This is a genomic window from bacterium (Candidatus Blackallbacteria) CG13_big_fil_rev_8_21_14_2_50_49_14 (genome assembly GCA_002783405.1).
Classification (GTDB): domain Bacteria; phylum Cyanobacteriota; class Sericytochromatia; order UBA7694; family UBA7694.
This window is the reverse complement of the sequence record PFGG01000047.1, coordinates 1-14,119: the sequence shown is the minus strand read 5'-3', so window position 1 is coordinate 14,119 and position 14,119 is coordinate 1. Positions and strand designations below refer to the sequence as shown.

The 14,119-nt window shown below is 50.3% G+C and carries 10 protein-coding genes; 6 read left to right on the top strand and 4 right to left on the bottom strand.

Features of this window, described 5'->3' with window-relative positions:
• Window positions 1-73 precede the first annotated feature (73 nt).
• The gene (locus COW20_11325; GenBank protein ID PIW47811.1) at window positions 74-1,498 is read left to right on the top strand and encodes a 30S ribosomal protein S12 methylthiotransferase RimO; all 1,425 of its coding nucleotides are present in this window, start codon (window positions 74-76) and stop codon (window positions 1,496-1,498) included.
• A 17-nt stretch (window positions 1,499-1,515) separates the two neighbouring features.
• Here COW20_11325 and COW20_11320 read toward each other — a convergent pair whose 3' ends face one another.
• A complete protein-coding gene (locus tag COW20_11320) occupies window positions 1,516-4,140 on the bottom strand; it encodes a peptidase M43 (GenBank protein ID PIW47763.1) in 2,625 nt (874 codons plus the stop codon).
• 168 nt (window positions 4,141-4,308) lie between these two features.
• On the opposite strand from COW20_11320, the gene COW20_11315 reads away from it, so the two are divergent.
• Window positions 4,309-5,115, top strand: coding sequence for a peptidoglycan editing factor PgeF (locus tag COW20_11315; GenBank protein PIW47762.1), 807 nt, complete (start codon window positions 4,309-4,311; stop codon window positions 5,113-5,115).
• Window positions 5,116-5,179: 64 nt separating this feature from the next.
• Window positions 5,180-5,734 carry a hypothetical protein gene (locus COW20_11310; GenBank protein ID PIW47761.1) on the top strand — a complete coding sequence of 185 codons (555 nt, stop codon included), beginning with the start codon at window positions 5,180-5,182 and terminating at the stop codon, window positions 5,732-5,734.
• A gap of 68 nt (window positions 5,735-5,802) precedes the next feature.
• Here COW20_11310 and COW20_11305 read toward each other — a convergent pair whose 3' ends face one another.
• Window positions 5,803-7,383 carry a hypothetical protein gene (locus COW20_11305; protein PIW47760.1) on the bottom strand — a complete coding sequence of 527 codons (1,581 nt, stop codon included), beginning with the start codon at window positions 7,381-7,383 and terminating at the stop codon, window positions 5,803-5,805.
• Between the two features lie 162 nt (window positions 7,384-7,545).
• Here COW20_11305 and COW20_11300 point away from each other — a divergent pair, with 162 nt between their 5' ends.
• The 3 genes from COW20_11300 to COW20_11290 all read left to right on the top strand — a co-directional run bounded on the left by COW20_11300 (window position 7,546) and on the right by COW20_11290 (window position 11,270).
• Entirely contained in the window at window positions 7,546-8,805 is a 1,260-nt protein-coding gene (locus COW20_11300; protein ID PIW47759.1) for an imidazolonepropionase, read from the top strand.
• Between the two features lie 77 nt (window positions 8,806-8,882).
• A complete protein-coding gene (glmS, locus tag COW20_11295) occupies window positions 8,883-10,718 on the top strand; it encodes a glutamine--fructose-6-phosphate transaminase (isomerizing) (GenBank protein ID PIW47758.1) in 1,836 nt (611 codons plus the stop codon).
• Window positions 10,719-10,721: 3 nt separating this feature from the next.
• The gene (locus tag COW20_11290) at window positions 10,722-11,270 is read left to right on the top strand and encodes a hypothetical protein (GenBank protein ID PIW47757.1); all 549 of its coding nucleotides are present in this window, start codon (window positions 10,722-10,724) and stop codon (window positions 11,268-11,270) included.
• A 9-nt stretch (window positions 11,271-11,279) separates the two neighbouring features.
• Here COW20_11290 and COW20_11285 read toward each other — a convergent pair whose 3' ends face one another.
• Window positions 11,280-13,040, bottom strand: a complete 1,761-nt coding sequence (locus COW20_11285; GenBank protein PIW47756.1) for a hypothetical protein — start codon at window positions 13,038-13,040, stop codon at window positions 11,280-11,282.
• A 100-nt stretch (window positions 13,041-13,140) separates the two neighbouring features.
• Window positions 13,141-14,079 (bottom strand): molecular chaperone DnaJ, encoded by a 939-nt coding sequence (locus COW20_11280; GenBank protein PIW47755.1) that lies wholly within the window; start codon window positions 14,077-14,079, stop codon window positions 13,141-13,143.
• Between the last annotated feature and the right edge of the window lie 40 nt (window positions 14,080-14,119).

Sequence of the window (14,119 nt, the reverse complement as noted above, 5' to 3'; positions counted from 1 at the left end):
GACTTTTCTTTTGAGTATAGCATCTTATTTTCGCTTTCCTTTTCTCTCTTTCTTGCCTCTGCCCTCTGCTATAATGCAGGCTATGGTTAAAATTAAATCTCCCTCTTCTGCAATTAAAAAAGTCGGTTTTGTCAGTCTGGGTTGTCCCAAGGCCTTGGTCGACAGTGAGCGTATTCTGACCCAACTGCGGGCCGAAGGCTATGAAGTGGCACCCAGTTATGAGGAAGCCCATGCCGTGATCGTCAATACCTGTGGTTTTATTACCCCTGCGGTTGAAGAATCGCTGGAAGCCATTGGCGAAGCCATGGATGCAACGGGTAAAGTGATTGTGACCGGTTGCCTGGGCGAACGCCCTGAAACGGTACGTGAACGCTATCCGATGGTGCATGCGATTACAGGCTCGATGGCCGATGATGCAGTTTTACATGCCATTCATGAGCTGATTCCCCCGGATCAGAACCCGCATACGGCTTTGGTGCCTGAAGCGGGAATTAAACTGACGCCTCGCCATTTCAGTTATCTGAAAATTGCAGAAGGATGTAACCATACCTGTAGCTTTTGTATTATTCCCAAATTGCGGGGCAAGCAGGTTTCCCGCGACAGCAAAGATATTTTGGGCGAAGCCTGGCGCTTGCTGCGCAGTGGTACACGTGAACTCTTGGTGATTGCACAAGATACCAGCGCCTATGGCGTGGATCTTCGCCACCGCAGCACGGCCTTTCAAGGGCGGGAGATTCCCGCTCATTTGGTTGATTTGGCGACACAATTGGGAGAAACCGGTGCTTGGGTGCGGTTGCACTATGTTTACCCTTATCCCTTTGTCGATAAACTGGTGGAACTGATGGCCGCAGGCAAACTTTTGCCCTATCTGGATGTGCCCTTTCAGCACGCCAGCCCAGCGGTGCTGAAACGCATGCGGCGACCGGGTGCGGCACAGCAATTGGAGTACGTGCGCCGCTGGCGTCAGATTTGTCCTGAAATTGTGCTGCGCTCAACCTTTATTGTTGGCTTTCCGGGGGAGACTGAAGAAGATTTTCAATTGCTGCTTGATTTTCTCCAGGAAGCCCGTTTAGATCGGGTGGGTTGTTTTACCTATTCTGAGGTTGAAGAAGCTGATGCTACCCATTTCTCAGATTTGGTGCCTGAAGAAGTGAAACAGGAACGCTATGAGCGTTTTATGGCGCTTCAGCAGGCGATTTCAGCTGAAAAACTGGCTGCCCGCATTGGCTCCGAAATGGATGTGGTGATCGACGATTATAATGAGGAACCCGGCCAATTGATTGGGCGCAGTTGGGCCGATGCCCCTGAAATTGACGGACAGGTTTTCTGTGTGCATGGTGATCTGGCGGAGACCCCAGAAGCCCGTGCCCTGCCTGCAGGTTCGATCAAGATCGGAGATCGCGTGCGTGTGCGCATTGAGGCCTCTGATGATTACGACCTTTTTGGCGAAGTCGTGGGCCTGGCTCCCTGGAAAATTGAATTGGCAGGCGGGCGTTAGCTGCCCGCCTGATCTGTCTAACGCGCGATGCTGGCTTTGATCGTGGTATCCATGATGGCACGCGATTCGTCTAAATGCGCACGTGTCAAGGCATCCAGTTTGACTCCTGAAACCTTCAAGGCCTGATCAATTCCCTGACGCAACTGGATTAAATCCTGACGGGCCAAGGTGCGGGCATCTGCAGATAAGAACAAATTCCTGTTTAAATAAATCTGTTTGAGCTGTTCAAGGTGGATTCTTTGTAAATTGCGCCGGAAACTGACAATATTTTGACCTTGTTTGAGCTCTTTCCAAATGCTGTCACGCAGAAAACTGAAGTGCTGTTCCAGCGTAAAGCGGGCTTCTCCCTTTTTAAACAGCAGTTCATTGTCCTGAATCCGGTTCAAAAGTGGAGAGCTGAGTAAATAGCCCAAGACTCGACTGTGCAAGGATTTGACGATTTGATGCAGAGGCAGATCCAGGCTTGAATCCAGCAAACTGTCTTCAAAATCCCATTGGCGTTCGGGGCCCATTTTGCTCAGCAGTTCGGGGCTGAATTGAAACGCTTCCTGGTTAAACAACTGCGTTGCAACCAGCTCCAATGCTTCGCGCTGTTTGGCTGCGGGTACAACTTCCAGGGGTACGCGGGCCTGGGGATCTCCGATATGGTTGCGGTGGGTGTAGATGCCGCCTACATATTTGACAATGCCCTGTACAGAGACAAAGTATTCACTGAGAGCCATCGAAAAAACCTGACGCAGGCGTGGATAGCGTTCGCCGGGTTTTTCAAATTCTTTTTCCAGTTTGCTGAACAGCTCCTGGGCCAATTCCAGGCGTTGGCGTTGAAAAAGCAGGGGATCTGCCCCCAGATCCCAAAAATTGGCCAAGGGATCTACTGACAAGGGGCCGCCATAGACATCTTCATCGGTTCCATAGGCCAGTTCGGGTTGACTGGAGCGGGCTGCAATCTTTTCGAGCTGGCCCTTTTCGCTGAGATCGCTGTCTTTGGTGAATTGGCGGTAGGCGTATTCAATCGCCCAGTAATCGTAGGGCCCCAGGGTGGTTTGGTAGTATTCTCCCTGTTTAACACCCTTGGGGGCGAGATTGACGGGCACATAATCCATGACAGAACTGGTCAGGCCCTTGCTGCGGGTTTGATTGAGCAAATGCAGATCGGAGGCCTTGTGCAGGGTGCTGGCCTTAAAGTTATGGCGCAGACCCAAGGTATGCCCAACTTCATGGGCCACCAGCGCAATAATAGCATCGTGAATAAATTGAGCGGAAGCGGCCGGTGAGAGACTTCCGCGTGCGGCCATCAGCTGGCGACCAAAGCTCAGTTCATGTGCCAGCCCCTGAGAATACTCACAGCGCTGCTGGCTGTTTTTGCGGGCCTTGGTTTGGTTTTGGGCTTTGGGGGCCTCAGCCAAAGGGGTGGCCCAAAAATCGTATTCGTTATACATGGCACGGATAAAATCCGCACTGATGCGCACATCGGCATCATAGACCTCGCCTGTCAGAGGGTGAGCACGCGAGGGGCCCACAGCATAACTGGCACCTGGATTCACCATCCAACGGATGGTATTGTAACGGGCGTCAGCGGGATCCCAGTCGGCGTCATCAGGCATTTGCTTGACCTGAATGGCGTCTTTGAAACCAATTTTTTCAAAGGCAGTGTTCCAGAGCAAAACGCCTTCTCGAACGGCATCGCGATATTCTGTGGGAATGGTATTCTCGAGCCAGAACACAATCGGCTCGCGGGGGGGAGAGAGGGGCAGCCGGGGATCTGCTTTTTCAAGATTCCAGCGGTTAATATAGCGGACATAGGGATCCTCTTTGGAGAATTGGTTATAGTCCCAATACATGGTGGTAAAGTGTCCCACGCGATCATCAGCCAAACGCGGCTGATAGCTGGTTTCAGGTAGTTTGCTGAGACTGTAATGCATCAGATGCCGAAAACCACGGTCATCGGCCAGGGTGGGGGTGGGGAAATCTGTGCCCTCCCCCAGATAATTCAAGAGCACTTCAATCTCATTGTTCTCAGGAAAGGATTTGATTTTCTGTAAATAACTGTTGCGTTCGTCTAAACGATAGCTGGCCAGACCTTCGCGTTGCAGCATTTGAAAAAAACGGCCGGTATTGGCCAAATCGCTGACGAAGAGCTCGGCGGCGTCCACCAGCAAGGCGCCTTTTTCAGGATGCGGAGGGCCGATCACCTGTGTCGATCCCAGCAGGGCATCACTGACCCCGCGTGGAATGGCCCGCTGAATGGCGGTGTTCTGATCGGCGCGGTAATTGTAGTTTTTGACCAGAAGCTGAATGGTTTTTCCGACCTTGTGAAAATAAACGGGCAAGGTATTTTCCTGAGAGGAAGAATCAAAAAATGCGCCGTCTCCGGCTTCGCGGGTAATACTGAGCAAAAAAACCTGATCCAGCTGAGCGGGTTGAATTTCGAGCAGGATTTTGTGATCGCTTTCTTTGAGATAAAACGTAAACAGTCCCGGCAAGGCAGTAAAACCCTTGATGGTTTTTTCAAAACTGGGAGCATTTTCTTCTCCCGCTTGATTTGGGCTGGCTTGGGCGGAAACTTGGCAAGCAGGGCTTAGCCAAAGACTCAGGCTTAAGAGCGGCAAAAGCGTCAGCAGAGAAAGACGGCGTTGCAACATGGAACGATTTACCTCTGTCAATCACGAATTGCATGCATTTTACCATCAAGAACTTATCTTTCTGGGCTTTGTTTGAGTGCAAACCCACCACCGGGCTTGCGGCGGAGCATTGCTTTGTACTCTGTGAGATACTGGAGGCATGCAGTATGCTGTTTCAGGAGGCTTTTCATGACCCATCCGCTGTTTTTACAAAACCCTGCCTGGCTGAATATTTCCGGTCTGCGCCATGGCTTTTCAACCCGAGCCGGGGGTGTGAGCGAAGCGCCTTATGCATCACTCAATCTCAAATATCCCACGGGTCAGGAAACAGAAGCCTATGAGGCTGTGCTTGAAAACCGCCGCCGTTTGGGGGCTGGCTTGAGCATGAATATCGAGCGTCTGGTGGCTTGTCGGCAGTGTCATGGGGCAGGGCTTTATACCGTAAAAGCTGAAGATGCGGGGCGGGGGGCTTTCAGCCAGGAAGAAGGCATTGCGGATACCGATGGGCTGATCACTGCCGAGACAGACCTTCCGCTTTTGATTCAGGTTGCGGATTGCTTGCCGATTCTTTTGGTTGAGCCTGTGGCGCATGTGATCGGAGCCGTTCATGCCGGTTGGCGGGGAACCCAGGCCCAGATTCTCAGGCGGGTGATTGAGCGTATGCAAGCTGAGTTTGGTGCCCAGGCCGATCGGATTCAAGTGGCAATTGGTCCAGGCATTGGCTTTGAACAATTTGAAGTGGGCACTGAGGTGGCTGAGGCGTTTGCGGATCATGTGGATATTCGTGATCCACAAGTGGCGCGTGTCAAAGGCGAAAAAGTCCATCTTGATTTGGTAGAAATTAACAGACGTCAGGCTTTGAGAGCGGGTATTCAGCCCGAAACACTGTTCAGTTTGAATCGTTGTACAGTCAGTGAGCCTGAACTGTTTTTCTCTTTCCGACGGGATCAGGGGCTTACTGGGCGTTTGGGAGGCTTGATTGCCTGGGCTGATTGATGCCGAAGAGAAATTGTGATCGGGGCTATCAACAATCTTGAAAACTTATGGTATTCTGGAACACATGAGAAAATTTCAGTGGAAATCCTTGTCCCTCAGTCTGATTCTGGTCGCTTCCCAGGTGTTTGCCGTTCAGGCAGCGCCCGCAAGCGAAATTTTTGCAAGCACGCAAACCTTTGGTCTGAGTTCTTTGGACAAGCAGGAATTGGCTCAATTTGATAAACGCCGCCAGGAAACCCTGGTTGAAATGAAAAAAGATCCTGCAAAGGCTTTTTTGCTTTCAGCACTTTATCCGGGCTTGGGGCAACTGTATGTCGGCAATGACAATCCCCGCAGTTTCTGGATTATGGGGGGAGGCACCTTGATTTTGGCCGGAGGCCTGATGGGGTTTGCCTTGCTTTCCAATCGCCCTGAAGAAGCTTCAAGCTTAGGCAATACCATGATTACGTTAAGCATGTTGGGTTACCATCTCTGGAATGTACGTGATGCCTATATGGTAGCCACCGAATACAACTATGGCTTAGAAAACAAATACCGCATCAGCGAGTTTTTAGAGCCTTTTTCACTGAGTTACAGTCTCGACAAGACACCTGTTCTGAGCTACCAGCTTTCGCTTTAAGTTCTTTTCCAACCTCTATTTCAAGACAGGGTTTGTTTTTACCAGCCCTCTGTTTGGCTTGGCCTGTTTTAGGCCTGGCTTTGCTGGTCGGGTAAGCTGAGTCTGAAGCAACTGCCTTTTCCGGGCGTGCTCTTGACTGTGATCTTGCCTTTGTGAAGTTGTGTCAGATGCCTGACCAGCGCCAGCCCCAGACCTGTTCCTCCAGCTTGGCGGCTGATGCCGCTTTCAAGCTGTACAAAGGGTTCGAAAATTGTTTCCAGATCATCGGGCTTGATGCCAATGCCGGTATCCTCAATTTCAATCACAATTTCACCCGAGTCCTGCCGTTTTATACGCAAGACAATTTGTCCACCGGGCCAAGTGAATTTAATCGCATTCGAAAGCAAATTGACCAAAATTTGCTTGAGACGTAAGGGGTCTGCTTCCAATTGAATATCTTTTGTTTCTGGCTCATAGCGTAATGTTTGCCGTTTGTGCACAGCCATCTGTTTGACCAGGCGCAGGCTCTTTTCGCAGAGTAAATGCAGATTGATGTTTTCTGTTTTTAGGGATAAATGCCCAGCGCCAATTTTGGCAAGATCGAGAATATCGTTGATCAATGAGAGCAGGTGTTGGCCACTGTCATGGATGGTTTCTAGGTATTGCAGATTTTGTGAGTTTTTTTCTTTTTCCTGCATCAGTTCGGTTAAACCCAGAATGGCGGTCAGGGGGGTGCGCAATTCATGGCTCATATTCGCAAGAAATTCATCTTTGATGCGCAGCGCATGCGAGAGCTCCTGATTGGTCTTTTGCAGTTGAGTTTGAATGCCTTTTCTTTGCGTGATTTCAGTTTTCAGTTCATGCGTGCGTTCCTGCACCCTTTCTTCAAGGTGCAGGTTCAGCTCCAGCAGCTCTATTTCAGCTTGTTTACGCCGTGTGATGTCTTCTGTAATGGCAATCATGCCTGTGGCTTGCTGGTTTTGATCGTAAAGGGGGGCAATATTCAAGCTGAGATAAATTTCTTCACCTTTGCGATTTTTGCGAATCACCTCAACTCCTTGAAAAATTTTCCCCTGCAGCACCTGGCTGCGTAAAAACTGAAATTCAGATTGATTTTCAGCTTGCACGATCGGTAAGATTTTTCCCATGGCTTCTTCGCTGCTGAACCCGAAAATTTTTTCTGCGGCAGGGTTCCAACTGGTGACAAAGCCCTGGGCTGTAATGGAATAAATGGGCAGGGGAGAAGCTTGGATAATCGCAGTGAGTAGTTTCTGGCTCAGATCAGGTTGCTGGCTGCTCATCTGCAGTGCAGATTGGGGGGGGAGGGGTTCAAGGCTTCCCAAAATGCCTTGATGCCCTTTCAAAAGTGTGAGGGTTAAGCGGCTTTGAAAGCCAGGCTTGAGGGCGGGTTCCCATGTGAAATCCAGTGATTGAGGAAAAGGGCCCGTGTGCAGTAGGGTATAAAGTTTTTCAAAATCTTCTGGAGCAAGATGAACCTTCAGCAGTTCTTCAGAAGCAGGCAGTTCTTCGTCAAGCCCGAGGCGATGGTAAAGGGGAGCGCTCAGGAAAACCAGACTTGCTTCCGGTGGAGGGGTCCAAAGCAGAGTCATCATGGGCATCTGTTTGAGCAGTTGCAAAGTAGATGCTGTGCCTGATTCTTTCTGCTGCATTCTTTTTTTCAAGGGGGTTCCTGACTGTTTGTCTGGTTTTATGCTTAAGTGCCCATGTGAATAAGCAGTTTAATCCTATCTTTGCAAAAAGACAAACCCAGGATTGCTTGAGATATGTTAGCTTGACACCAGAGCGAGTTGAACGCAAGGGAGTACGAAGTGATGACAGCATCTGATTTGAATTCTGATTATTTTCTGACAGATATTGGTGAGCTGGTCACCCTGTATATTCCCGAACACCAGGGGCCGATTTTGCCTTCTCAAATGGATCAGATTGAAATTCTACAGGATGCTTTTTTGCGGATTGAAAAAGGTCTGATTGCAGATTATGGCACGATGAATCTGTTTTCCAACCCAAAGGGTGTGCCTGCCTACTCTGTGAAGGGAAGGGCTGTGATACCCGGTCTGGTGGATCCCCATACCCATCTGGTCTTTGCAGGGACCCGTGAACATGAGTTGACCGAGCGGATTCGGACGGCTCGCAACCAACCGAAGGGCACGCGCATGTCGGGGGGGATTAATTATACGGTGGCGCGTACCCGCGCCTCCTCTTTTGAAGAACTCTTGGAAGAGGCTTTGCAGCGTTTGGATCGCATGTTGGCCCATGGCACCACCACTGCAGAAGCAAAGAGCGGTTATGGCCTTTCCTTGGCACATGAATTGCGGATTTTACAGGTGATCGCAGCGGCAGATCAGGCGCATCCCATTGATTTGGTCTCGACCTTTATGGGAGCGCATGCTGTTCCACATGATCACCCCCATGCGGAGTATGTTGATGAGGTGGTCGCGATGATTCCTGCTGTGGCAGCGCAGGGACTGGCAGAGTTTTGCGACGTCTTTTGTGAAGCAGGTTTTTTTACGCCTGAAGATACGCGCCGAATTTTATTAAAAGCGCGTGAGCAGGGCTTGAAACTGAAACTTCACGCGGATGAGCTTGCGGCTTCGGGGGGCAGCCTTTTGGCGGGGGAATTGGGGGCGGTTTCGGCTGACCATTTACAGTTTGCGCCGCTTGAGGGGCTCCAGGCCATGAAAGCAGCAGGTACAATTCCTGTGCTTTTACCTGGAACAGCCTTTTATTTAGGGCTCCCCTACGCAGATACGCTCGCCATGCGTGAACTGGATTTGCCCTTGGCTTTGTCTACGGATTTGAATCCGGGGGGGTGTTACTGTGAGTCGCAATTGTTTATGTGTGTTTTAGCCTGTACCCAAATGGGGATGCTGCCAATTGAGGCTTTGGCGGGTGTGACCTTGAATGCGGCTTACGCTATCGATCGCGGGGAACAGGCGGGTATGATTGCTCCTGGCCGGGCTGCTGATCTGGTGGTTTTAGAGGCTGCCAATCATGGGGCCATTCCCTACCATTTTGGCGTGAATCTGGTGCACAGTGTGTATAAGCGAGGCTTGAAAGTCTGGCAGGCTTAGCCCCTGGCTTATAGTAGTATTCGCTCTCTGGTCTTTTGGATTATACTGCATGCAGCCATTTGCAAAGGAACAGAGCTATGTGCGGAATTATTGGATATATTGGTCACGAAGAAGTCATCGATATTTTGATTGAGGGCCTTCAAAGGCTTGAGTACCGTGGATATGATTCCGCAGGTGTTGCCGTTTACCATCCTGAAACGGGTCTGACGATCCAACGTGAGGTGGGTAAGCTGGGGAATTTGATTAAAAAAGTTGCAGTGCATCCTTTGCCGGGCCATATCGGGATTGGCCATACCCGTTGGGCCACCCATGGCCGTCCGACAGAATTCAATGCGCACCCACATACCGATTCTCAAAAGCGTTTGGTGGTGGTGCACAATGGCATTATTGAAAACTATCTCGACCTCAAGCAGTTTCTGAGTGAAAAAGGCCATCAGTTCGATTCTGAAACAGATACCGAAGTGATTGCGCATTTGGTGGAATACCATTACCGGGGGGATCTCAAGCTGGCGGTTCAGAAGACCATTGCCCAGCTTGAAGGCAGTTATGCGATCTGTGTGATGCATATTGATCAGCCCGATTATTTGATGGCAGCCAAGAAAAACAGTCCCCTGCTTTTGGGCAAAGGGCGCGATGCCAATTTTATTGCCTCAGATGTTCCTGCGATTTTGCGGCATACCCGCGATATTATTTACCTTGAAGATGAACAGATGGCGCTGGTTGCGGCAGATCGGATTGAAATCTACGATTTGCAGGGCAAGAGCCTGCCCTATGAAGTGCATACCATTGACTGGAATATTGTGGCCGCTGAAAAAATGGGCTATGACCATTTTATGCTCAAGGAAATTCACGAGCAACCCACAGCTTTTGGGCAAACCCTGGCGGGTCGTTTGTCAGAGTCTCATCAGTGCCTGTATCTCGATGAACTGAATCTCAACCAAGATCAGTTGCGTGGCATTCGCAGAATTTACCTGGTGGCCTGTGGCACGGCTTATTATGCGGGTCTGGTGGGCAAATATCTTTTGGAATCCCTGGCGCGTATTCCCGTTGAGGTGGATTTGGCTTCTGAATTCCGTTACCGCGATCCGATCCTGGATGACGACACCCTGGTCGTGGCCATCAGCCAGTCGGGTGAAACAGCGGATACCTTGGCTGCGATTCGCATGGCCAAGGAGATGGGGGCACGTACCTTGGGGGTGGTCAATGTCAAAGGCAGTGCGATTACCCGCTCAGTTGACGGCACCCTGTATATTCATGCAGGCCCTGAGATCAGTGTGGCTTCGACCAAGGCCTTTATTGCGATGCTGGCAGCAATGCAGCTTTTGGCCCTGCAGTTTGCCCATGCCCGAGGCCGGATGGAAACAGCGGCCTTGGTTGCTTATATGCGCGAATTGCGCAAGCTGCCCCGGATTATGGAAGAAACTCTGAAGATGGTAGAACCCCAGGTTCAGGAAACCGCAACGCGTCTTTTGCGTTACCACCATTGTCTGTATTTGGGGCGTGGGATTAATTTCCCGATTGCCTTGGAAGGCGCGCTGAAGCTGAAAGAAGTATCGTATATTCATGCCGAAGGGTATGCTGCTGGGGAGCTGAAACATGGCCCGATTGCCCTGATTGACCCGCTGATGCCCGTCATTGCCCTGGTCACTGCAGGCAGCTCCTATGACAAGGTGATCAGCAATCTCAAAGAGGTTCGCGCCCGTGAAGGCCAGGTCATTGCCATCGCCACAGAGGGGGATGAACGGATTCGGGAAGTGACCGATGATGTGATCTATGTGCCCCTGGTTTCTGAATTGCTTTCCCCTGTGATCAATGTTTTGCCTTTGCAGCTACTGGCCTATTATGTCGCTCTGCGTCGGGGCTATGATGTAGATCAGCCCCGCAATCTGGCCAAGTCTGTGACGGTAGAATAGCGGGTGAGGTTTTCGCTGGCCTTTGGCTTTTTGCTTTTCCTGCTGATAGCCGCCTTGCCACTGCAGGCTCAGGAGCCGCCCCCGCCTGATGTGCAAGTCGCTTCTGAACCCGTTGTTTCGCAATGGTATTGGGGCCCGGTTTTTAGCCATGACGGTCTGGGCTACGATCGCCTTTTGAACCAGCCCCTCGCAGGAGAAAATTGGTGGGGTCTGTCTGTTTTACATCGCATGGATCCCTGGTTTGGCACGGGGGGCAGCTTGCTTTTTGCTCAGGCCGACAATTCTGTGGCCCTGCAGTTGGATGCCCGCTGGTATTGGCCTTTGCCTCTGGTGGAACCTTATCTGGGGGCGCAATTCAGCTATTTGACCCGTCAAAATGGCGGTTTTTCATTGGCTTTGCGTCCAGGTGTTCAGCTTCAGTTTTTGCCTCAGCTTTACGCTGATGTTTTTGGGCTTTTGCGCTATGATGTTTTTTCAGCTCTTTTTAATAGCGAAAACCGAGGCGATCAATTGTATTTTGGGCTGGGTTTTGCACTGCTTTACAGGCTGTAATCGAAGGCTTTATTTGAGAAAACGCCGGATCCGAATCACCAGTTCAGAGGGTGAAAAGGGCTTGTAGAGATAGTCACTGGCACCGAGCTCAAAGCCTCTGGCAATATGTTCTTCGCCTTTGAGAGAGGTGAGCATGACCACGGGCAACTCATCAAATTCACGTTGTTTGCGAATCATTTCCAAAACCTCGAACCCGTCAATGCCAGGCATTTTGACGTCCATAATCACCAGCGAAACAGGTTTGGAAGCCAAAATATCCAAAATCTGATTGCCATCGCTGAGTTGTGTGACCTGAAAACCTTGTTTTGACATGACAAAGCGCAGCATTTGCAAGATCAGGGGATCGTCATCCAACAAAAGAATATGCGGTTGACTTTCACTGGTGATGTCTTCTGCCCGGCAGCGCACAGGGGAGCTGCCTGGTGTTTGAGCTTCTTTCATCAATTGCCAGGCATCCAAGAGGGCTTCTTCAAAGATCATATCGGGTTTGACCTGGGTCAAACCGGCAGAAAAAGCGGGAAGATACTCAGGATTGTTCAAAAAAGGCTGATCTTGCTCCAGGCCATGCTGGAGTTTTTCGAGGGCAATCAAAGCGCCTGCCATGGGAGTATGGGGAAACAGTAAAATAAAGCGATCGGGGGACCAACGGGAAATATGATCGGTTTTACGTAAGGCACCTTGAAGTTTCTGAGCGAAGGATTTGAGCCATTGACTGGCCAGATAGGGGCCCTGTTCTTTTTCGACCAGTTTGAAACGTTCAAGTTTAAGCACAGCCATGGATAAGGGTGCTTTGAGACGACTGATCAGATTTTGCAATTGTTCGAACTGATGGCTGATGCCCAAAGGAGAAGGCAAGCCCGTGAGAAAATCCTGGCGGCGATGATGGGACAAATGGCGTTGACGCAAGAGGCTTTTACGTAAAAGGCGGGGCAGAAAACGGGGCAGCCATTTTAATTCCAGAACCTGATCGACACGTTCGGGCAGACCTTCCAATTCGGTAGTGCTAAAATCACTGGTTACAGCCAGAATATCCGCATTGTCCATTTTATTGAGGGCTTCAGGGGTTGGAAAGGTTTGACTTTCAGTGGGGTCCCACTGAAAAACTACCAGGGCAGGAGGTGTAATCATGGCCGTTTGAATGGCTTCCTGCCAGGTAATACAGACTTGCCAGTAGAGGCCAGGAAGGGTACAGAACATCAGAATCTGTTCCACAAAGGGCATAGAGGAAGCCACAATCAGCCCGACCTCTTCCGGTTCATAGGCGACAAGATTGCTTTGAATGCCCGCCATGACCTGTTCGATTTGTTTTTCAGGATTTAAACCTTCAATTTCACTCAGTGTGTTGAGTAAAACCTGATTGTCAAAAATTTGAGCCCCCTTGCGCAGGGTGGGCTTGAGTTTTGCAAAGGCTTTCAACTGGTATTCTGGGGGGGTCCAGAGGCGAGGCAAAAGAAAAGTCAAACCCTGGCGGATACGACGTAATAATTCGGGTTCTAAGCCTGATTTTAAGAGCTGTTCGATGACCCGACTGAGAAAATCCAGATAGATCGGTAATTCCTCTTCTGAGGGCAGGGGAATGGCTGCAGAGAGCGAAAGCGCACCTGCCAGTTGGGGGTGAACCCTGAGCTGCTCCAAAATTTTATAGGCAGCTTGAACTGCTTTTTGGTAGTCACGCATATCGCGGTGGATATGTTGCAGCGATTGGTGCGCAACAGCCAGGCGCTCCAGATAAATATCGCTCAGCTCAGGATCCAAGTGGGAATTACTCATAAATTACTCTGTATCTGCATATGGTCATTTATGACAGTTTACATGCAAACTTAGTTTTTGGGTTTGTTAAGCAGAGCTTTGATTTGTGTTTGATTTGTGTTTATTTTTTTCGCAGTGCTGCCAGTTTTTCGAAGAGTTCTTTTTCTTCTGCACTGAGTTCTTCGGGCAGGCGGACTTCCAGATTGACAAATAAATCACCGCGTTGGGTATTGTTTTTATACACAGGCAGTCCTTTTTCCCGAAGGCGCATGCGGGTCCCATTTTGTGTACCGGGTCGAATTTTAAGTCTGAGAGAGCCTTCAAGGGTTCTAATTTCAAGCTCGCCCCCTAAAATAGCGGTATAGAGGTCCAAATCCAATTTTAGATGCAGATCGGCTTCTTTGCGCTCCAGGCTGGGGTGTGATCGAACCCGGAAGGTCACGTAGAGATCTCCCTTTTCTGTGCCGGGGCCCCCTTCGCCGCCTTGATTGCGCACCCGGATGGTTTGACCATCAGGCACCCCGGCAGGGATCGTCAGGCGAATCTGACGCCCATCAATCGTCAGGGTGCGTTTGTGGTCGTGGAGCAGATCTTCAAGTGTGAGCTGCACTTCGGTTTCATAGTCCTGGCCCTTTGCCGGGCGCCGGTTTTGGCCTGGACGGGGCCCTCCCCCTGCGAAAGGATTGCCTCCGCCCGCAAACGGGTTATTGCCAAACATGGAACCAAACACCGAATGAAAAAAGTCTGAAAACCCGTCGCCAAAATCCGTATTATAGGTATATTGCTGACCTTGCCCCTGGTGTCGGCGCATTTGTTCGATCTGATCGGCATGCTGCCATTGTTCGCCATAGGTATCATATTTCTTGCGTTTGTCAGGATCTGAAAGTACTTCGTTGGCTTCGTTTACCTGTTTGAATTTTCGCGAGGCACCTTCATTGTTGGGGTTGACATCGGGATGGTATTTTCGCGCCAGTTTGCGATAGGCTTTTTTGATTTCATCGGCACTGGCTTTTTTATCCAGCCCCAGGGTTTGGTAATAGTCAATAAAACCTGTACGCATTTTATCCTCCAGGAGACAGGTCGTTTAATCGGTGAATCCA